The sequence below is a fragment of the Pseudomonas sp. On1 genome (assembly GCF_033783325.1).
In genome coordinates this window covers 164,513-185,294 of sequence record NZ_JAWPOA010000002.1, presented here as the reverse complement: position 1 = coordinate 185,294, position 20,782 = coordinate 164,513, and the positions used below count along the sequence as shown (strand labels likewise).

Sequence of the window (20,782 nt, the reverse complement as noted above, 5' to 3'; positions counted from 1 at the left end):
TATACTTCCCGGCTTTCCCGAATTAATGCCTAAGGGTCCCGCCGCGCATGGATAAGACCTACCAGCCGCACGCCATCGAAACTTCCTGGTACAACACCTGGGAGTCCGAGAACTATTTCGCCCCACAAGGTGCAGGCGAGTCCTACACCATCATGATCCCGCCGCCGAACGTGACCGGCAGCCTGCACATGGGCCACGGCTTCAACAACGCGATCATGGACGCCCTGATCCGTTTCCGCCGCATGCAAGGGCGCGACACCCTGTGGCAGCCGGGCACCGACCACGCCGGTATCGCTACCCAGATGCTGGTCGAGCGCCAGCTCGAGGCCAAGGGCCAGAACCGCCACGACCTGGGCCGTGAGCAGTTCCTGGAGAAGGTCTGGGAGTGGAAGGACCAGTCGGGCGGCAACATCAGCCGCCAGATCCGCCGCCTGGGCTCGTCGGTGGACTGGAGCCGCGAGCGCTTCACCATGGACGACGGCCTCTCCGAGGCGGTCAAGGAAGCCTTCGTGCGCCTGCACGAAGACGGCCTGATCTACCGCGGCAAGCGCCTGGTCAACTGGGACACCAAGCTGCACACGGCAATCTCCGACCTCGAAGTGGAAAACCACGACGAGAAGGGCCACCTGTGGAACCTGCGCTATCCGCTGGCCGACGGCGCCAAGACCGCCGACGGCAAGGACCACCTGGTGGTCGCCACCACCCGTCCGGAAACCCTGCTCGGTGACGTCGCCGTTGCCGTCAACCCGAACGACGAGCGCTACCAGGCCCTGATCGGCAAGTTCGTCAAACTGCCGCTGGTCGGTCGTCTGATCCCGATCGTCGCCGATGACTATTGCGACCCCGAATTCGGCACCGGCTGCGTGAAGATCACCCCGGCCCACGATTTCAACGACTACGAAGTCGGCAAGCGCCACAACCTGCCGCTGCTGAACATCTTCGACAAGAACGCCACCGTGCTGGCCGCGGTGCAGGCATTCAACCTCGACGGCAGCGTCAACGAGCAGCTCGACACCTCGCTGCCGGCCCAGTACGCCGGCCTCGACCGCTTCGTCGCGCGCAAGCAGATGGTCGCCGACCTGGACGCCCAAGGCCTGCTGGTCAGCATCGACGACCACGCCCTGAAGGTGCCGAAAGGCGACCGCTCCGGCACCGTCATCGAGCCATGGCTGACCGACCAGTGGTACGTCTCCACCAAGCCGCTGGCCGAGCCTGCCATCGCCGCCGTCGAAGACGGCCGCATCCAGTTCGTGCCCAAGCAGTACGAGAACATGTACTTCTCGTGGATGCGCGACATCCAGGACTGGTGCATCAGCCGCCAGCTGTGGTGGGGCCACCGCATCCCGGCCTGGTACGACGAGGCCGGCCAGGTCTATGTCGGCCGCGACGAGGCCGAAGTGCGCGCCAAGCACAACCTGGGCAACGATGTGAAACTGCGCCAGGATGACGACGTGCTCGACACCTGGTTCAGCTCGGGCCTGTGGACCTTCTCCACCCTGGGCTGGCCGGAACAGACCGAGTTCCTGAAGAAGTTCCACTCCACCGACGTGCTGGTCACCGGCTTTGACATCATTTTCTTCTGGGTCGCCCGGATGATCATGCTGACCATGCACCTGATCAAGAACGAGGACGGCACCCCGCAGGTACCGTTCAAGACCGTCTACGTGCACGGCCTGGTGCGTGATGGCCAGGGGCAGAAGATGTCCAAGTCCAAGGGCAACGTCCTCGACCCGCTGGACATCGTCGACGGCATCACCCTCGACGCCCTGCTGGAAAAACGCACCAGCGGCATGATGCAGCCCAAGCTCGCCGAGAAGATCGCCAAGCAGACCAAGGCCGAGTTCCCCGAAGGCATCGCCAGCTACGGCACCGACGCCCTGCGCTTCACCTTCTGCTCGCTGGCTTCCACCGGTCGTGACATCAAGTTCGACATGGGCCGCGTCGAAGGCTACCGCAACTTCTGCAACAAGATCTGGAACGCCGCCCGCTACGTGCTGGACAAGGGCGAGGACTGCGGCCAGAACGGCGAGGCCTACGAGCTGTCGCTGGCCGACCGCTGGATCATCTCGCAGCTGCAGCGTACCGAAGCCGAGGTGACCCGCCAGCTCGAGCAGTTCCGCTTCGACCTGGCCAGCCAGGCGCTGTACGAGTTCATCTGGAACCAGTACTGCGACTGGTACCTGGAGCTGTCCAAGCCGGTGCTGTGGGACGAGAATGCCCCGGTCGAGCGCGCCCGCGGCACCCGCCGCACCCTGGTACGCGTGCTGGAAGTGGCCCTGCGCCTGGCCCACCCGTTCATGCCGTTCATCACCGAAGAGATCTGGCAGCGCATCGCGCCGCTGGCCGGCATCAACGGCAAGACCATCATGCTGCAGCCATGGCCAGAAGCGAACGAAAGCCGCATCGACGCCGCCGCCGAAGGCGACATCGAGTGGCTCAAGGAGCTGATGGTCGGCCTGCGCAACATCCGCGCCGAGATGAACATCGGCCCGGGCAAGCCGCTGCCGCTGTTCCTGAAGAACGCCAATGCCGACGACCAGCGTCGCCTGCAGGAAAACGAAGCGCTGCTCAAGAAGCTGGCCAAGGTCGAGTCGTTCACCGTGCTCGGCGAACAGGACGAAGCACCACTGTCGGCCACCGCCCTGGTGGGTGACCTGCAAGTGCTGGTGCCGATGGCCGGCCTGATCGACAAGGACGCCGAGCTTGCGCGCCTGAGCAAGGAGATCCAGCGCCTGCAGGGTGAAGTGCAGCGCGTCGGCGGCAAGCTGTCCAACGCCGCCTTCGTCGACAAGGCCCCACCTGCGGTGATCGAGAAGGAACGCGCCAAGCTGGCCGAATCGGAGCAGGCCCTGGCCAACTTCACCGAACAGCATGCGCGGATTGCTGCGCTGTAATTCAAACGTGAAGCCATAGGGGGCTGCTTCGCAGCCCATCGCCGGCAAGCCGGCTCCCACAGGTACTGCACTATCCTGTGGGAGCCGGCTTGCCGGCGATGCTTTTTCAGGACCCCACCATGACCCAGAAACCCACCCTGCATCCGCGCAACCGCCACCAGGGCCGCTACGACTTCCCCGCCCTGATCAAGGCACATCCGGACCTGGCCCGCTTCACCATCACCAACCCCTACGGCAAACCCAGCATCGACTTCGCCAACCCTGAAGCCGTGCGGGTGTTCAACCGCGCCCTGCTCAAGGCCCAGTACGGCATCCAGCACTGGGACATCCCCGCCGACTACCTGTGCCCGCCGATCCCCGGCCGCGCCGACTACATCCATGTGCTGGCCGACCTGCTGGGCGAAGACAACGGCGGTGAAATCCCCCGCGGCGCCCAGGTGCACGCCCTGGATATCGGCGTCGGCGCCAACTGCATCTACCCCCTGCTCGGGCACAGCGACTACCGCTGGCGCTTCACCGGCTCCGACATCGACAGCGTGGCCCTGGCCTCGGCCAAGGCCATCGTCCAGGCCAACAAGCTCGACAAGGCCATCGGCCTGCGCCTGCAAGCGGATCGCAAGCACATCCTCAGCGGCCTGCTGCAGGCCGACGAGCGCTTTGACCTGACCCTGTGCAACCCGCCCTTCCACGCCTCGCGCGAGGAGGCCACCCGCGGCAGCCAACGCAAATGGAAGAACCTCGGCAAGCAGGACCCCAAGCGCAAGCTGCCGGTGCTGAACTTCGGGGGGCAGAACAATGAACTGTGGTGCGAAGGTGGCGAGATCCGCTTCGTCGCCCAGTTGGTCGCCGAAAGCGCGCAGTACGCCGCCCAGGTGCTGTGGTTCACCAGCCTGGTGTCCAAGGCCAGCAACCTGCCGGGTATCGAGGCAGCCTTGAAAAAGGCCGGGGTGAAGGACCTGCGCATCGTCGAAATGGGCCAGGGGCAGAAGCAGAGCCGCATGGTTGCCTGGAGTTTCCACGACGAGAGTGCACGCCAGCAATGGCACACCCTGCGCAAATCCCGGGCATGAAAAAACCGCGCCCGGGCAAGCCGGGCGCGGTTTCGTCAAATCAACAATTACTTGTTGATCGAGTCGCTCAGGGCTTTGGCAGGAACGAACTTGACGACTTTCTTGGCAGCGATTTCGATGGCGGCGCCAGTCGAAGGGTTACGGCCAGTACGGGCAGGGCGCTCGGAGACTTTCAGTTTGCCGATGCCTGGCAGGGTGATTTCGGCGCCGTTTTCCAGTTGGTCGGCGACGATCTGGCCCAGTTGCTCCAGAGCGTTACGCGCGGTGGTTTTCGGCGCGTCGATGGCTTCAGCGATATCGGCAATCAGTTGGTCTTTGGTCAGTGCCATGGTGGTGTTCCTTCCTATCAAATTCAGTAGTTGTGCAGCGTGCTTGGTCGGTGGTCGGGCCAGCCCGGGACAATCCAGAGGCCGCGTCGATCGCGTATGTAGATACGCAAATCGGCGTTTGGTTCGACACTGCGCAAGCGATCTGCCAGCAATGCGCCACCCAAGGGGCGCAAGACCGCGCAAAGCTACCACAGGAATCGATAAATATCCGCTGCCGACTGCGTTTTTGTTCAGGTTTTTCGGGGCTTTCAGAAAAATCGCAAATATTTGAACAAAAAACGAACAACCGACATATACGCCAACATCTGGCCACTGCATCACCCTCGCCCTGGGTTAAACTGAGCGCCTTTTGCAGCGCGGCTTTTCACCGCTCCTATCACCGAGAATTACATGCCAATCCGTCATTGCATCGTTCACCTGATCGACAAGAAGCCCGATGGCAGCCCCGCCGTGCTCCATGCTCGCGACAGCGAACTGGCGGCCTCCGACGCCATCGAAAATCTGCTGGCCGACCTCAACGACAGCTACAACGCCAAGCAAGGCAAAGCCTGGGGTTTCTTCCACGGCGAGTCCGGCGCCTACCCGTTCAGTGGCTGGCTCAAGCAATATCAGGACGGGGAGAAAGACTTCGCCAGCTTCAGCCGCGTGGCCGTCGAGCACCTGCAGAAGCTGATGGAAGAATCCAACCTGTCCACCGGCGGCCACGTGCTGTTCGCCCACTACCAGCAAGGCATGACCGAATACCTGGCCATCGCCCTGCTGCATCACAGTGAAGGCGTGGCAGTTAACGCCGAGCTCGACGTGACCCCCTCGCGTCACCTGGACCTGGGCCAGCTGCACCTGGCGGCGCGGGTCAACTTGTCCGAGTGGAAAAACAACCAGAACTCCAAGCAGTACATCTCGTTCATCAAGGGCAAGAACGGCAAGAAAGTCTCGGATTACTTCCGCGATTTCATCGGTTGCCAGGAAGGCGTGGACGGCCCGGGCGAGACCCGCACCCTGCTCAAGGCCTTCAGCGACTTCGTCGAGAAAGAGGACCTGCCGGAAGAATCCGCCCGCGAGAAGACCCAGACCCTGGTCGACTACGCCACCACCCAGACCAAGCTGGGCGAACCGGTAACGCTGGAAGAACTCTCCAGCCTGATCGACGAAGACCGCCCCGAAGCGTTCTTCGACCATATCCGCAACAGCGACTATGGGCTGTCGCCGGAGATCCCGGCCGACAAACGCACCCTCAACCAGTTCCGCCGCTTCACCGGGCGTGCCGAAGGGCTGTCGATCAGCTTCGAGGCGCACCTGCTCGGCTCGAAGGTCGAGTATGACGAAGAAGCCGGGACGCTGGTCATCAAAGGCCTGCCGACCCAACTGATCGACCAGTTGAAGCGACGCAAGGATTGAGATCGTCTGGGGCTGCGGCGCAGCCCCGGCAACCTCGGAAAGATCTTCGATTTATAAGACTTTCCCCATTCCCTGTAGTCCATTTCCCAAAGATACTCCCAAGCCCTTTCAAGCCATTGCGGTGGTCTGGGTTGGCCTCTAGTCTCGGGCGGTCGCTGCATATTCAGCGATCGGCTTTGACAGGCCGCTGAGAACCTTTTGCATGGCTTGCTCTATGGCGGTTGTGCGTGGGGCACCTCGTGTGCGCCGGGTCAGGTTCTCTCACCGGTCTGTCAACCCACGCATAGCTGCCACCCACTTGTTTGACAGCAGTTGGTGGTGGCCCTTCTGAGAGAGCCAAGCCAATGCTGAAGATTGTCCCCGATCCACCCCACAACCCTCATTCCCTCGAAGACACCCTCATCCAGGCCACCGAGTACGCCCTGTGCGCCTTGACCGTGGCCCATCATGCCGTGCAGCTCAAACCCAGGTCGCCGGCCGCCGTGCTGATGATGGCGTCGATGCATGAGATGGAGTCGCTGCGTGTGTTGCTCGAAGCGGCGTTGATCCAGGTACAGGTGCCGGCACAGGCACCGACGCTGCATTAAGCCAGATCGCGGGGCAAGCCCGCTCCCACGCCAGGACTTCGCAGGACTTAGCTACGTGGGAGCGGGCTTGCCACGCGATGGCGCCCGCACAGCATGGCCAAGGCGCCGCAACGTGTCATGGGTCCGTGGCGAGACCAATATAGGAGGCCACCAACGCCTCCTTCGCCGCCTTGCGCAGCTTCTTCACCAACCGCTCCTGGCGCAGCGCCTCGCCTTTGTCCGGCCACTGCTCCACATACACCAGCGCCTGCGCCGGGCTGGTCTTGAAATACCGCGCGCCCTGCCCTTTCTGGTGCTTGATGAAGCGCCGCTGCGGATCGTCGCTGGTACCGCAGTACAGCGAGCCATTGGCGGCACGCACCAGATAGACGTACCAGGGTTTGCAGTCGGGGGAAGGCGCTGTTTCGCTCACGGCTCGGTTCGGTGCAACGGAAGAAGGCCGACAGCTTAACGCCTCAGCACGCCTGCTGGAATGCGCGAAGCCCCTTGAACGCCTGTTGGCGCACCTTGTTCTGCAGCATCGGCGACCAGCCCAGCAGCACGCCCGGCATGCCCAGGGCCTGCCGCGACCAGCGCCACAGGTCGAAGGTATCGTCGTGCTGGCAGATCAGGCCGTCGCGGATCACGAAGCGCGCCTGGATATCGTTGACCACCACCCGCCCGGCCTGGCTGAACAGATAGGTCGCCACCCAGTGCGCGCCGCCACCGCGCTCGTCGCTGCGCACGCTGTCGAAGGTCAGGGTGAAGTCCTTGGCACGGCGGGTGAGCATGCGCCACATGTCCCCGGCATCCTGCCCGCGCAAAGTGCCGAAGACCGGATCGCTGAAAACGATGTCGTCGCTGTAGCAGGCCACCATGGCCTCGGCGTCCAGGCGCTGGAAGGCCTGGTAGAAACGGGTGATCAGGGCGCTGTTGGCATCGCTCATTGGCGGTTATCCGTACTGGGGCTCGAGAAGCGCAAGATAGTCCCCGCCCGGCTTTGGCGCCACAGCCATTTGCGCCATGAATGGTGCCGAAGCCCCAGGCATGTGCCGACAGCTCTCAGACCCGCTCGCTGACCACACCCACATGCAACGCACGCCCGGCACCCAACCCGAACACAATGGCGCCGATCCCCAGTACCGCGAAGATCCAGCCAACCGCGCCCCAGCCCCCGGTCAGGTCATGCACCAGCCCCACCGCGAACGGCCCCATGGAGGCCAGCGTGTAGCCCACGCCCTGGGCCATGCTCGACAGGTTGGCCGCCACATGGGCGTCCTTGGAGCGCAGCACGATCAAGGTCAACGCCAGGGCAAAGGTGCCGCCCTGGCCCAGCCCCAACAGGATCGCCCAGCCCCACAGCCCTTCCAGTGGCGCGTACAGGCAGCCGAACAGCCCGCCCAGGGTCACCAGCATCACCACCACGATAGCCAGGCGCTGATCCTTGCCGCGCGTCGCCAGCCATGGCGCGCTCAGCGAACTGACCAGTTGCACGATCACCGAGCCGGACAGCACCAGCCCCGCCTCGGTCGGGCTCAGCCCACGGCCGATCAGGATCGACGGCAACCAGCCGAACACGATATACGCCAGCGACGACTGCAGGCCCATGTACAGGGTCACCTGCCATGCCAGCGGATCACGCCACAGGCCCTGCACCCGGTAGGCCACCTTGTGCACGCCATGGCCCTGGCGGGACTGCGGCAGCCACACCAGCATCGCCAGCAGCGCCGGCAGCACCCAGAAGCCCAGCCCCAGCGCCCAGCTGTCATCGAAGTGGCGGGTCAAGGGCACCGTGGCACCGGCGGCCATTGCCGCGCCCAGGCACAGCGCCATGGTGTAGACGCCGGTCAGGGTGCCTGCATGTTGTGGGAAATCGCGTTTGACGATGCCGGGCAGCAGCACGCCGATGATGCCGATGCTCGCACCGGCCATCAGGCTGCCGATGAACACGCCGGTGGCGCCCAGGGCACTGCGCACCAGGATGCCCAGCGCGAGGGTCAGCAAGATGCCGAGGATGACCCGTTCGCTACCGAAGCGTCGTGCCAGGATCGGCGCCAGCGGCGCGAACAGCCCCAGGCACAGCACCGGCAAGGTGGTCAGCAGGCCCGCCTGCGATGCGCTGAGCCCCAGCCCTTCGGACACCTGCCCGAGTACGGGCGACATGCTCGACAACGCCGGACGAAGGTTCAGCGCCACCAGTACCAGGCCCAGCAGCAACAGCCAGGGCCGGCGTAGAAGCACAGGCTGTTGCTGGACTTGCTCATCGTCGGCCTCGGCGTCGATCAGCAGTTCTTCGAGGTCCGCCTCGCGGGGCGCGGTGTTGCGGGTCAGTTGTTCGGCCATGGCCTTCTCGTGGTCAGGATTCGATGAGGGTCCGGCTCAGGTGCTTGGCCCGCTCCGGATCACGTTGTTCGAGGGCGTCGAGGATCTGCCCGTGCAGGTCGAATACGGCCTGGCAACGGGGGACGGTCGTCATGTTGTGCTGCAGGGCCGCGCCGACCACACCGGAAAAGTAGCGGTACAGCTCGCTCAAGGCGGGGTTGTGGGCGGCGTCCACCAGGCGCTGGTGGAAGACCAGGTCGCATTCGACATAGGCATCCACATTGCCGTGGTAGTGCTGCGCGCTGTGGTGCAGGGCGTCGCGCAGTGCCTGCAGGTCGGTTTCGGTGCGGCGCAACGCGGCCAGGCCGATGGCTTGTGTTTCCAGGATATGGCGGGTTTCGCGGGCGTGTTCGACGGCGCAGCGCGACATCACCTGTACGGCATGCAGTGGGTCCACGGCGGTGCGCAGGTAGCTGCCGTCGCCCTGGCGGACTTCCACCAGGCCGCTGAAGGCTAGGACGCGCATGGCCTCGCGCACGGTGTTGCGGCTGATGCCCAGGTCGCTGGCCAGCTCCGGTTCGGTGGGCAAGCGCTGGCCTACTGACCAGGTGCCCTGGGCGATGCGCTCGCGGAGTTGGTCTACGGCTTGTTCTACCAGGCTGCGTTTGATGAGCGGGGTCACGGGGGGATTACGTCCAGTCATCGGATGAATTGCTTGACGATAGCGGGTTGGTGGGGGTGGTGCAAGGGACGGGAGGTGTTGTTCTTTAAGTGGCTGTTTTGAGTTTTACATGCACATTCCCGGAAGATGTCGACTTTTAGTCACCTTTCCGCCTTTACGGCGGCTTACTTTTCTCTTGGGAAAAGTAAGCAAAACCGTTCGGCTCCGTTCATACGGCCCCTGCGCTGCGCTCCGGGGTTGCTCCGGGCTTGCTCCGGGAGTACGCGCCGACGGGCCATCCATGGCCTGATCGGCGCTCGACGGGCATGGATGCCCGTCGCCTCCCTACGCAAGCCCTACACTCGGCCTCCTGAAGTCGCAATCGGCGGCGCCTGAGCTACCGTGCGCTTAGAAGCAAGAGCAAGAGCAAGAGCAAGAGCAAGAAATTCGAGTTTCGTGGTTGGCAGTGGCGATGTTATCGCCACTGCGATCCTGAAACCGACATGGAGCAGATCAGGCCTGACGTGCCTTCTTCATCCGGAACGCCACCCACAGCACGGCGATCCACGCCGGGATCAGCATCACCGAGATACGGATTGGCGGGGTTAGGTACATCACCACCAGGATCAGCACAATGAACGCCAGGCACAGGTAGTTGCTCAGCGGGTGCCACAGGCTCTTGTAGAACGGCGTGATGCCGGCCGCCAGCTTGGCCTTGCGGAACTTCAGGTGGGTGATGCTGATGCTCGCCCAGTTGATCACCAGCGCCGATACCGCCAGGGCCATCAGCAGGCCGAAGGCCTCGCCCGGCATCAGGTAGTTGATCAGCACGCACAGGCCGGTGGCAAAGGCCGACACGCCCAGCGCGGTGAGCGGCACGCCACGGCGGCTGACCTTGAGCAGCTGGCGCGGCGCGTCACCTTGCGTGGCCAGGCCGAACAGCATGCGGCTGTTGGCGTACACGCAGCTGTTGTAGACCGACAGCGCGGCGGTCAGCACCACGATGTTGAGGATGGTCGCCACCAGGTCGCTGTCCAGTTCGTGGAAGATCATCACGAACGGGCTGCCGCCCTGCACCACCTTCTGCCAGGGATACAACGACAACAGCACGGCCAGCGCGCCGATGTAGAAGATCAGGATGCGATAGACCACCTGGTTGGTCGCCTTCGGGATGCTCTCACGCGGGTTGGCCGCTTCGGCGGCGGTGATGCCCACCAGCTCCAGGCCGCCAAAGGAGAACATGATAACCGCCAGGGCCATGATCAGCCCGGTGACGCCATTGGGGAAGAAGCCGCCGTACTGCCACAGGTTGGCGACGCTGGCATCCGGCCCGCCGTGGCCGCTGCCCAGCAGCCAGGCGCCGAAGCCGATCATGCTGACGATGGCCGCCACCTTCACCAGGGCGAACCAGAACTCCATTTCGCCATACACCTTCACCTGGGTCAGGTTGATGGCGTTGATCACCACGAAGAAAATCGCCGCAGTGGCCCAGGTCGGGAAGTCCGGCCACCAGTACTGCACATAGATCCCCACGGCCGTGAGCTCGGCCATGCCGACCAGCACGTACACCACCCAGTAGTTCCAGCCCGAGACGAAACCGGCGAACTCGCTCCAGTACTGGTGCGCGAAGTGGCTGAAACTGCCGGCGACCGGCTCCTCGACCACCATTTCGCCCAACTGGCGCATGATCAGGAAGGCCATCAGGCCGGCGATGGCATAGCCCAACAGCACCGACGGGCCGGCCAGCTGGATGGTCTGGGCGATGCCCAGGAACAGCCCGGTGCCAATGGCCCCGCCCAGCGCGATCAGCTGGATATGGCGATTCTTCAGCCCGCGCTGCAAGCGCTCGGGCGTGCTCTGGTCTTGCATGAAGTGTCCTTTAGGTGAGGCAGTGTTATTGGTTTTGCTTGCAACTGGACTAGATCCATCCACCCCATTGCAAGAAGAAAATCCCGACGTTCGTGGTGACGGCGGCCATCAGTGTAGTGATCACGATGATCGACGCCGCCAGTTCATGGTTGCCGTTGGCCTCCCGCGCCATCACATAGCTGGCCGCCGCAGTGGGGCTGGCGATGTAGAGGAACAGGATGCCCAGCTCGGCACCACGGAACCCGCACAGCCAGGCACCCAGGGTGCCCAGCAGCGGCAGCCAGACCATCTTCGCCAGGCTGACATCGACGGCCAGCCTGCCACTGTCGCGCAAGGCCGCCAGCGACAGGGTGCCACCGATGCAGATCAGCGCCAGCGGCAGGGTCATCTGCGCCAGGTAGTCGCCGGAGGTCAGCAGCCAGTTGGGCAGCGGCACCTGGCCGTAGGCCATGGGTGTTGCCACCAGCACGCTGAGGATCAACGGGTTGCTGAGGATGCTCTTGCAGATGCTCCACGGGTCGGACTTCAGGTCCGGGCTGTACACCGCCAGTACCACCGCCGACAGCGAGTTGTACATGAGGATCACCAACCCGGCCAGAACCGCGCCGAGGGATATACCGTAGTCGCCATACAGGCTGGCCGCCAGTGCCAGGCCGATCACGCCGTTGTTGCCGCGAAACGCGCCTTGCGTGTAGATGCCGCGGTCAGCCCGCGGGCAGCGCCAGATCGCCAGGCCCCAGGCCAGACCGAAGCACGCCAGCGTCGCGCCGACAAAGTAGAGCATCACCCCTGGTTTCACCGCCGACGCCAGGTCGGCGTGGTAGATGCCGAGGAACAGCAGCGCCGGCATGCACACGTTGAACACCAGCTTGGAGGCGACCCGGTTGAAGTTGTCGTCGATCAAGCGGATGCGCTTGAGCAGCACGCCCATGAACAGCATGGCGAACACAGGGGCCGTGATGTTCAGTGTCTGGATGAGTAGGGCGAGCATGCAACGTGGTCCCGGGAAATGCCGTTAGGGAGCGCAATCATACGTGAGAGCCGGGGGCTTGCGCCCGCCACAGCTGCCAGATGCCAGCACAAAGGGCTCTTGACCTAGGAAATTTCCTACATATGATATGCACTGCTGTATATACATACAGTAAAAAATGGATTGTCCAGACATTGCAAGGAGCAAATCATGTCAGGAATGCACGCTGCACCTCTGGCCGCGAAGGCCCATGCCACGCTGGTGGTCGCTGACCTCGACCAGCTGTTCGATGAGCACGGTATCGCCCTGCCCGGCCCCGACAGCCATCTGATACTGGTCATGCACGGTCACCACACCCTCAAGTATCACCGCCCTGCGCCACCGTCGGCTGGCGGCAAAGCTGCTCAGCGCGGCCCGGAGCTCTTCTTCGAAGGCGCCGAACACACCGCCATCGGCGACAACGCCCTGCTGCGCTACGAGGTGGGCCAACCGGGCATCCCCGCCCATCAGTCGCCGCTGCCACTGCCCAACGGCCTGAACCTGACCTATGGCCAGGTGATCGCCCTGGGCGGCGATTTCTATGGCTTGCCCGAGCGCCCGATCGCCGATGGCGGCACCGACGCCGAACGGATCGAGCGCTTCATCCAGGCCTTCGACTCCCTGGCGCGCCTGCAGGCGGCCAAGGCGGAAGCCGAACAGATCCTCGCGGTCATGCAGGAAGAAATCCGCGCCGCCAACCAGGCCATCAAGGACGGCCGGCAGCCCCATGAAGCCTATGATGCACTGGGCGACAGCCTGTCGGCACGCTGGAACCGCATCACCGGCGGCGGCAGCTTCGCCTCCGACCTGTTCCCCCTGGGCCGCTACCTGAAACTGGCCGCCAGCAACTGGGACCACTTCGGCCCCTGGGCGCTGCTGGCCTACCAGGCCGGCCACGCCGCCGCCCTGCAGCAGGCGCTGAAAGCCCGCGCCAGCGGCGCCGAACGCGACCTGCAACTGGCCTATGCGATGAACGCCTTCGCCGACCACTTCCTCACCGACCTGTTCTCCGCCGGCCACCTGCGGGTGCCGCGCAAGGCCCTGGCCGACACCGTCACGCCGAGCGACGTCGGCTCGCTGATCTCGCGCTTCATGCACGACGAGGACAGCAAGTACGGCCTGGCCGTGCGCAATGCCGAGGGCGAGCAATGGCGCGCCTACGGCGACAAGCGCTACTTCGACAGCGTCGATGTGGCCAACCGTCGTCAAGTGACGCGCGCCGTGCAGCGCTCGGTCGATGAAGTGTTCCAGGCCTTCGCCGAGGGCCGCGCGCCCCAGGCCAAGGACTTTTCGGCCCTGCGCCTGGCGCCCGACCTGCGCGCCGCCGAACAGGACCTGGTGCCCGGCAACTTCGCCGCGCTGTACTTCCAGGACGGCAAGGCGGTGCTGCGGCGCAAGGACGTCAACGACCTCAACGACCGCAACCGCATCAGCGACTGGTGGGGCTGGAGCACCTACCTGCTGCTCAAGGACTACAAGCCGAACAAGCCCACCGGTTTCATCGACGCCCCCGCCACCGCGCCGGTGATCACCGGCTGGGAGCGCCGTGAGCCCGATGGCCTGAACTGGCAACGGGGCAACGCGGTGCGCTATGCCTTCAGCATCACCGACCAGCTCAACGAGTCGTACATTGGCCCATGGAGCGGCTATGCCGAGCTCACCGACCAGTTCCACCCGAGCGTGCAGGTGCCGGCGGACGGCAAGCAACGCGGGCGCAACCTGTTCCGCCAGTTCCGCGGCGGTTCACCGGAACTGATCGCCAGCCTGGACGCAAAGACAACGCTCTATATCGATCGCAACGCGTGACAAGGAGGTCACCGATGAATATCAAGGTCAAACTGGAATTGGCTTCGGGCCAGTCGATGGAAGGCATGCCGCTGGAATTGCTGCGTGATGGCAAGGTGATTGGCCGGGCGAAAGTGCCGGCAGGGGGACAGATGGCGTTCGAGGCGCCATCGGGAGCAGGACAGCTTGCGGTGCGGGTTGACCGCTCGGGAGGGAAAGCCTGACAAAACGCAGGGGGCCACTACGTGGCCCTTTCGTCGCGGCTTGTCGTGGCGACGAACCGCGACGATGGGGCGCGCAGCGCCCCCAGTGGACTTCAGCGTCGGACTGGACGCTTTTGCAGCTTGCGCTGCAAGGTACGCCGATGCATGCCCAGCGCCCGCGCCGTGGCAGAGATATTGCCCTCGTGCTCGGCTAGCACGCGCTGGATATGCTCCCACTGCAAGCGATCCACCGACATCGGGTTCTCTGGCACCAACGTGTCCAGGTCGGTATGCTCCGATAACAGTGCCGCCAGCACGTCATCGGCGTCGGCCGGTTTGCACAAATAGTTGCAGGCCCCGCGCTTGACCGCCTCGACCGCCGTGGCGATGCTCGAGTAACCGGTCAGGATCACCACGCGCATCTCCGGATCCAGCTCCAGCAGCTTGGGTAGCAAGACCAGCCCCGAGTCGCCCTCCATCTTCAGGTCCAGCGTGGCGTAGTCGGGCAGGTCCTGCTCGGCAAGCTTCAAGCCTTCCTCAGCGGAACCCGCAGTGCTCACACGGAAGCCACGACGCGACATCGCCCGGGCCATCACCCGGGTGAAGGTGGCGTCGTCATCCACCAGCAGCAGGTGCGGCAGCTCTTCGCCTTCGACCTGGTTTTCTTCGCTCATCATGCATCTCCTCGCTTGCCATGGGGCAGGCGCAATTCGGTCAGGGTGCCACCCTGCTCATGACTATAGAGTTTCACCGAACCGCCCGCACGCGTCACGCTGGCCTTGCTCAAGAACAGGCCAAGGCCGAAGCCTTTGCCCTTGGTGGTAATGAAAGGTTTGCCGATAGCCTCGGCGATGGCCGGCGGTACGCCGGGGCCATGGTCGCGGATGCTGATGACGATATCCTGGGCGTCCCAGTCCAGGCGCACCTCCAGGTCGTCCGGGCAGGCATCGGCGGCATTGTTCAACAGGTTCAGCAGGGCCTGGGTCAGGTCTGGTGGCGGCGTCAGCCGCGGCACCACGCCATCGCGCAGGCGCTGGAAGCGGTAGCTGGCTTCCGGGCGCATCAGGTGCCAGCGGTTGAGCGCCTCGTCGAGCCAGGCGGTGACATCCTGCTCGACGATCGCCAGGCGCCGGTTGGCCTCGGCGGCGCGCACCAGCTGCTGCAGGGTCTCCTTGCACAGCTTGACCTGGTCCTGAAGGATCTGCAGGTCTTCCTGCAACAGCGGGTCGGCGTGGTCCTGGCGCATTTCGTTGAGCAGCACGCTCATGGTCGCCAGCGGCGTGCCCAGTTCGTGGGCGGCGCCAGCGGCCTGGGTGGCCACGGCCAGCAACTGCTCGTCGCGCAGGCTTTCCTCGCGGCGCTCGGCACGCAGGTTCTCCTGACGGCGCAACTCCTCGGCCATGCGCGCGGCGAAGAAGGTGATCACCCCTGCGGCCAGGGCGATGCTCAGCCACATGCCGTAGACCTGCATGGTGTCACGCGCCAGCGGCAGCGTTTCCAGCGGGTAGTACTGCACCAGCAACAGGCTGTAGGCCACCAGGGCGATACCTGAAAGCACCAGCGAGTAGAGCCACGGCAAGGTCACCGCGGCGATGGCCAATGGCACCAGGTAATAGGAGACGAAGGGGTTGGTCGAGCCGCCCGAGTAATAAAGCAGGGCACTGTGGATCAGCAGGTCGCAGGCCAGCTGCAGGGCGTACTCGAGCTCGGTGACCGGCAGCGACAGGCGCAGGCGCAGGGCGGTGAACGCGCACAGCAGCGACGACAGGGCCAGCGTGACTGCCAGCGAGAACCACGGCAGCGGCAGCAGCTCGGTCCAGTAGGCCACGCCTACCGAGCCCGCCTGGGCCGCCAGGACGAGGATGCGGATGAAGGTCAGGCGCCACAGGTTCTGGCGTGTGGCAGACAACGGATGTGCGACGGCGAGCATGAGCTCTCCCAATGAGTGCTCCAGGAAAATCGGCTGGAGTATACCGAAGCCGGGCGCTCCACTGCAGCGATGCGGCAAAGCGCCACACTTTGTCATAGATTCATGATGGCACTTTTGAACCCTCTACACTGTCACCGGTCTGATCGGCCATGCGTGGAACGGATCTGCTCATCCACGCCTTACCCTGCCAAGGAGCTCCACATGCACATTACCCGTCGCGGCGCCGCCGCCGTTGCCCTTTCCTGCGGCATGCTCGCCAGCCTGCCGGCCCTGGCGGCCGACGAGCCACGCTACAACCAGGTGTCGCTGCGTGCCGAAGTCAGCAAGGAAGTGGCACGCGACCTGATGGTCGTGACGCTGTACAGCGAAGCGCAGAACACCGACCCGGGCAAGCTGGCCAAAGAGATCACCGAGACCATGAACAAGGCCGTGCAGCAAGCCCGCCAGGTCAAGGACGTGAAGATCAGCCAGGGCAGCCGCAACAGCTACCCGATCTACGACACCAAGGGCCAGAAGATCACCGGCTGGCGCGAGCGCGCCGAACTGCGCCTGGAAAGTGCCGACTTCCCGGCCCTGTCCAAGCTCACCGGTGACCTGCTGCAAGACCTGAAGATGGGCGGCATGGACTTCTCCATTGCCCCGGCCACACGCAAGTCCAATGAAGACGAGCTGCTCAAGGATGCCGTTGCCGCGTTCAAGGCCCGCGCCCAGTTGGCCACCGATGCCCTGGGCGGCAAAGGCTACAAGGTGGTCAGCCTGAACCTCAACAGCAGCGGTTACCCACGCCCCTACCTGCGCAACGCACCGATGGCGATGATGGCCAAGGGCGCCGCCGATGAATCCGCGCCGGCACCGGATATCGAAGCCGGAACCAGCGAAGTTAGCATGAGTGCCGACGGCCTGATCGAAGTCCAGGTGCCCTGACCCACTCGACTGGATGCCCGAGATGGTCAAAACCGTCTCGGACAGCCGTTTCAGACCTTTCCTACGCACCAAACGGGTGCGTCTGCTTGTCATATAAAGTGCGAAATATCCTGAAATTTTCGCCCTTTTCCCCCTCGCAAACGTTCAACATTCGCCAAAGTTATATGGATGCGACATCCATGTACGTCAGTACCACATTTTTGGCGTCAACCATCCTGCTGAGTGTTGCATTGGGAATACCCCCTGCATAAGTATCCGCAGGTCGGCTCACGAGGCCGCCTCAATTCGAAAAATGACAACAATGAGGCCACCATGCTCAAACACGCAGTCATCCCGTTCCTGGTCAGTGCAGGCTTGCTAGCCGGCGCTCCATCCGCCCTCGCCGCGACCAACCTGGTGTTCTGCTCCGAAGGCAGCCCGGCCGGTTTCGACCCTGGCCAGTACACCACCGGGACCGACTTTGACGCCTCCGCCGAAACCATGTTCAACCGCCTGACTCAATTCGAGCGTGGCGGCACCGCAGTGATCCCGGGCCTGGCCACCAAGTGGGAAGTCTCCGACGACGGCAAGACGTACACCTTCCATCTGCGTGACGGCGTGAAGTTCCATACCACCGAGTACTTCAAGCCGACCCGTGCATTCAACGCCGACGACGTGCTCTTCACCTTCAACCGCATGCTCGACAAGAACCACCCCTTCCGCAAGGCCTACCCCACCGAGTTCCCTTACTTCACCGACATGGGCATGGACAAGAACATCGCCAAGGTCGAGAAGGTCGACGAGCACACTGTGAAGTTCACGCTCAACGACGTCGACGCCGCGTTCATCCAGAACCTGGCCATGAGCTTCGCCTCGATCCAGTCCGCCGAATACGCCGACCAGTTGCTCAAGCAGGGCAAGGCTGCCGATATCAACCAGAAGCCCATCGGCACCGGCCCGTTCGTGTTCAGCAAGTACCAGAAGGACGCGCAGATCCGTTACAAGGGCAACAAGGACTACTGGAAGCCCGAGGACGTGAAGATCGACAACCTGATCTTCGCAATCAGCACCGACGCCTCGGTGCGCATGCAGAAACTCAAGAAGAACGAATGCCAGGTCACCCTGTTCCCGCGTCCGGCCGACATCGCACCGCTCAAACAGGATCCGAAGCTGAAGATGCCTGACCAGGCTGGCTTCAACCTCGGCTACATCGCCTACAACGTGATGGACAAGGTCAAGGGCAGCAACGAACCCAACCCACTGTCGCAGCTCAAGGTGCGCGAAGCGCTGGACATGGCGGTGAACAAGCCGCAGATCATCGAGTCAGTCTATCAAGGCGCCGGCCAGCTGGCGGTCAACGCCATGCCGCCGACGCAATGGTCCTACGACACCACGATCAAGGACGCCAAGTACGACCCTGAAAAGGCGAAGCAGCTGCTCAAGGAAGCCGGCATCAAGGAAGGCACCGAGATCACCCTGTGGGCCATGCCGGTGCAGCGTCCGTACAACCCCAACGCCAAGCTGATGGCCGAGATGCTCCAGTCCGACTGGGCGAAGGTCGGCATCAAGGCCAAGATCGTCAGCTACGAGTGGGGCGAGTACATCAAGCGCTCCAAGGGCGGCGAGCAGGGCGCCATGCTGATTGGCTGGAGCGGCGACAATGGTGACCCGGACAACTGGCTGGGCACGCTCTATGGCTGCGATGCCATGGATGGCAACAACTTCTCCAAGTGGTGCTACAAGCCCTACGACGACCTAATCAAGCAAGCCAAGGCCACCCCCGACCAGGCCAAACGCACCGAGCTGTACAAGCAGGCGCAACACATCCTCAAGGAGCAGGTGCCGATCACCCCGATCGCCCACTCCACCGTGTATCAGCCCATGAGCGCGAAAGTGAAGGACTTCAAGATCAGCCCCTTCGGCCTGAACTCCTTCTACGGGGTCAGCGTGGACAAGTAACGGTCGTGACCGCCCCGCCGGCGTTTGCCGGCGGGGCGGTGACATGATCGGGCGATACGCAGGGTTATTCCCTCGCATTCGCCAGAACGCTCCCGCCCTCAAATCAGTAGCGAACCCTGGTTCCCGCATTCTGGCGCGCCTATCGTCAGGACCGGGATGCAGCAGCCGCGTTTTGCCTGTCGCGGCCTGAAAACACGGACAAAGGATCTGCCATGCGCCTTACCACACTGAGTTCCACCCTGCTTGCCCTCGGCTTGCTGAGCCAGGCTCCCGCGAGCCTCGCCAACAACCTGGTGTTCTGCTCCGAAGGCAGCCCGGCAGGTTTCGACACCGCCCAGTACACCGCGGCCACCGACAACGACGCCGCCGAACCGATCTATAACCGCCTGGTCGAGTTCGAGCGCGGCGGCACTGCCGTGCAGCCGGGCCTGGCCACCGACTGGCAGGTGTCCGAGGACGGCCTGAAGTACACCTTCCACCTGCGACCCGCTGTGAAGTTCCATGGCAACAAGGACTTCAAGCCCAGCCGCGACTTCAACGCCGACGACGTGCTGTTCACCTTCAACCGCATGCTCGACAAGGATCACCCCTTCCGCAAGGCCTACCCCACCGAGTTCCCGTACTTCATCAGCATGGGGCTGGACAAGAACATCGCCAAGGTCGAGAAGACCGACCCGCTGACCGTGGTCTTCACCCTCAACCAGGTCGACGCCGCGTTCCTGCAGAACATCGCCATGGCCTTCGCCTCGATCCTCTCCGCCGAGTACGCCGACCACCTGCTGGCCAGCGGCAAGGCCAGCGATATCAACCAGAAGCCGATCGGCACCGGTCCGTTCGTGTTCCAGCGCTACCAGAAGGATTCGCAGATTCGCTTCAAGGGCAACAAGGAATACTGGGCGCCGGACCGGGTGAAGATCGACAACCTGGTGTTCTCGATCAACGTCGACCCCTCGGTGCGCATCCAGAAGCTGCGCCGCAACGAATGCCAGATCACCCTGCACCCGCGCCCGGCCGACCTGCCCGCGCTCAAGGCAGACGGCAAGCTGCAGGTGATGACACAACCCGGTTTCAACCTTGGCTACATCGCCTACAACACCCAGCACCCACCCTTCGACCGGCTGGAGGTGCGCCAGGCCATGGACATGGCAGTGAACAAGCAGGCAATCATCCAGGCGGTCTACCAGGATGCCGGCCAGACCGCCGTCAACGCCATGCCGCCGACCCAATGGTCCTACGACAAATCGATCAAGGACGCCCCGTTCGACCCGGAAAAGGCCAAGCAACTGCTGAAGCAGGCCGGGGTCAAGGAAGGTACCGAGATCACCCTGTGGGCCATGCCGGTACAACGCCCCTACAACCCCAACGCCAAGCTCATGGCCGAAATGCTCCAGTCCGACTGGAGCAAGCTCGGCTTCAAGGTGCGCATCGTCAGCTACGAATGGGGTGAATACCTCAAGCGCATGAAGAACGGCGAGCATGACATCGCCCTGATCGGCTGGACCGGCGACAACGGTGATCCGGACAACTGGCTCGGCACCCTGTTCAGCTGCGACGCCATCGGCAGCAATAACTACTCCTTGTGGTGCGATTCGCAATACGACGCACTGGTGAAAAAAGCCAAGCAGGTCACCGACCGCGACCAGCGCACCAGCCTCTACGAACAAGCCCAGCAACGTCTCAAGCAACAGGTGCCGATTACCCCGGTTGCGCACTCCACGGTCAACCAGCCGCTGAGCATCAGCGTGAAAGACTTCAAGGTCAGCCCCTTCGGACGCAACGTTTTCTCCGGCGTCAGCATCGATTGACCCTGCAACGCCCGGCCGGGAGTGCGACCCACTCCCGCGACGGCGTGCAGCCCGGATTTGCCTGGCAACCCCCAGGCAG

18 protein-coding genes are annotated in these 20,782 nt (G+C 63.6%); 9 read left to right on the top strand and 9 right to left on the bottom strand.

Annotated elements, in window-relative coordinates; genetic code table 11:
- Window positions 1–47 precede the first annotated feature (47 nt).
- Together R5C80_RS03100 and rlmF are read left to right on the top strand one after the other, a co-directional pair.
- Window positions 48–2,894, top strand: a complete 2,847-nt coding sequence (locus tag R5C80_RS03100) for a valine--tRNA ligase (protein ID WP_023629114.1) — start codon at window positions 48–50, stop codon at window positions 2,892–2,894.
- A gap of 119 nt (window positions 2,895–3,013) precedes the next feature.
- Complete coding sequence (gene rlmF / locus R5C80_RS03095) at window positions 3,014–3,964, top strand: 23S rRNA (adenine(1618)-N(6))-methyltransferase RlmF (RefSeq protein ID WP_023629115.1); 951 nt, start codon at window positions 3,014–3,016, stop codon at window positions 3,962–3,964.
- 47 nt (window positions 3,965–4,011) lie between these two features.
- On the opposite strand, the gene R5C80_RS03090 is transcribed toward rlmF, so the two are convergent.
- Entirely contained in the window at window positions 4,012–4,293 is a 282-nt protein-coding gene (locus R5C80_RS03090) for an HU family DNA-binding protein (protein ID WP_008098055.1), read from the bottom strand.
- A gap of 390 nt (window positions 4,294–4,683) precedes the next feature.
- On the opposite strand from R5C80_RS03090, the gene yejK reads away from it, so the two are divergent.
- Both yejK and R5C80_RS03080 read left to right on the top strand, forming a co-directional pair.
- A complete protein-coding gene (yejK, locus tag R5C80_RS03085; protein ID WP_094011701.1) occupies window positions 4,684–5,691 on the top strand; it encodes a nucleoid-associated protein YejK in 1,008 nt (335 codons plus the stop codon).
- Between the two features lie 344 nt (window positions 5,692–6,035).
- Complete coding sequence (locus tag R5C80_RS03080) at window positions 6,036–6,278, top strand: hypothetical protein (protein WP_023629128.1); 243 nt, start codon at window positions 6,036–6,038, stop codon at window positions 6,276–6,278.
- 115 nt (window positions 6,279–6,393) lie between these two features.
- Here the strand turns inward: R5C80_RS03080 and R5C80_RS03075 are convergent, their stop codons facing one another.
- The 6 genes from R5C80_RS03075 to R5C80_RS03050 all read right to left on the bottom strand — a co-directional run bounded on the left by R5C80_RS03075 (window position 6,394) and on the right by R5C80_RS03050 (window position 12,100).
- Entirely contained in the window at window positions 6,394–6,690 is a 297-nt protein-coding gene (locus tag R5C80_RS03075; protein WP_023629129.1) for a GIY-YIG nuclease family protein, read from the bottom strand.
- Window positions 6,691–6,733: 43 nt separating this feature from the next.
- A complete protein-coding gene (locus R5C80_RS03070; protein ID WP_319049782.1) occupies window positions 6,734–7,204 on the bottom strand; it encodes a nuclear transport factor 2 family protein in 471 nt (156 codons plus the stop codon).
- Window positions 7,205–7,319: 115 nt separating this feature from the next.
- Complete coding sequence (locus R5C80_RS03065) at window positions 7,320–8,600, bottom strand: CynX/NimT family MFS transporter (protein WP_110604801.1); 1,281 nt, start codon at window positions 8,598–8,600, stop codon at window positions 7,320–7,322.
- A gap of 13 nt (window positions 8,601–8,613) precedes the next feature.
- On the bottom strand, window positions 8,614–9,282 hold the full coding sequence (locus tag R5C80_RS03060) for a FadR/GntR family transcriptional regulator (protein WP_319049781.1): 669 nt from the start codon (window positions 9,280–9,282) through the stop codon (window positions 8,614–8,616).
- A 471-nt stretch (window positions 9,283–9,753) separates the two neighbouring features.
- The gene (locus tag R5C80_RS03055; protein WP_313047890.1) at window positions 9,754–11,109 is read right to left on the bottom strand and encodes an amino acid permease; all 1,356 of its coding nucleotides are present in this window, start codon (window positions 11,107–11,109) and stop codon (window positions 9,754–9,756) included.
- Between the two features lie 49 nt (window positions 11,110–11,158).
- Entirely contained in the window at window positions 11,159–12,100 is a 942-nt protein-coding gene (locus tag R5C80_RS03050) for an AEC family transporter (protein ID WP_023631898.1), read from the bottom strand.
- Window positions 12,101–12,289: 189 nt separating this feature from the next.
- Between R5C80_RS03050 and R5C80_RS03045 the strand changes: the two genes are divergently transcribed.
- Both R5C80_RS03045 and R5C80_RS03040 read left to right on the top strand, forming a co-directional pair.
- Window positions 12,290–13,924: a phospholipase gene (locus R5C80_RS03045; RefSeq protein WP_110604805.1), complete on the top strand. Its 1,635-nt coding sequence runs from the start codon at window positions 12,290–12,292 to the stop codon at window positions 13,922–13,924.
- A gap of 14 nt (window positions 13,925–13,938) precedes the next feature.
- Window positions 13,939–14,127 carry a hypothetical protein gene (locus R5C80_RS03040; RefSeq protein WP_023632666.1) on the top strand — a complete coding sequence of 63 codons (189 nt, stop codon included), beginning with the start codon at window positions 13,939–13,941 and terminating at the stop codon, window positions 14,125–14,127.
- Window positions 14,128–14,219: 92 nt separating this feature from the next.
- Here R5C80_RS03040 and R5C80_RS03035 read toward each other — a convergent pair whose 3' ends face one another.
- Both R5C80_RS03035 and R5C80_RS03030 read right to left on the bottom strand, forming a co-directional pair.
- Complete coding sequence (locus R5C80_RS03035; protein WP_094011708.1) at window positions 14,220–14,780, bottom strand: response regulator transcription factor; 561 nt, start codon at window positions 14,778–14,780, stop codon at window positions 14,220–14,222.
- Window positions 14,780–16,036, bottom strand: coding sequence for an ATP-binding protein (locus R5C80_RS03030; RefSeq protein ID WP_038706754.1), 1,257 nt, complete (start codon window positions 16,034–16,036; stop codon window positions 14,780–14,782). Before R5C80_RS03030 ends, R5C80_RS03035 begins: the two co-directional genes overlap by 1 nt.
- A 201-nt stretch (window positions 16,037–16,237) precedes the next feature.
- On the opposite strand from R5C80_RS03030, the gene R5C80_RS03025 reads away from it, so the two are divergent.
- From R5C80_RS03025 to R5C80_RS03015, 3 genes are all read left to right on the top strand, one after another.
- Complete coding sequence (locus tag R5C80_RS03025) at window positions 16,238–16,960, top strand: SIMPL domain-containing protein (protein WP_102684911.1); 723 nt, start codon at window positions 16,238–16,240, stop codon at window positions 16,958–16,960.
- Window positions 16,961–17,272: 312 nt separating this feature from the next.
- A complete protein-coding gene (locus R5C80_RS03020) occupies window positions 17,273–18,898 on the top strand; it encodes an ABC transporter substrate-binding protein (protein ID WP_023630505.1) in 1,626 nt (541 codons plus the stop codon).
- A gap of 212 nt (window positions 18,899–19,110) precedes the next feature.
- Window positions 19,111–20,703 (top strand): ABC transporter substrate-binding protein, encoded by a 1,593-nt coding sequence (locus R5C80_RS03015; RefSeq protein WP_023630504.1) that lies wholly within the window; start codon window positions 19,111–19,113, stop codon window positions 20,701–20,703.
- Window positions 20,704–20,782: the final 79 nt, after the last annotated feature.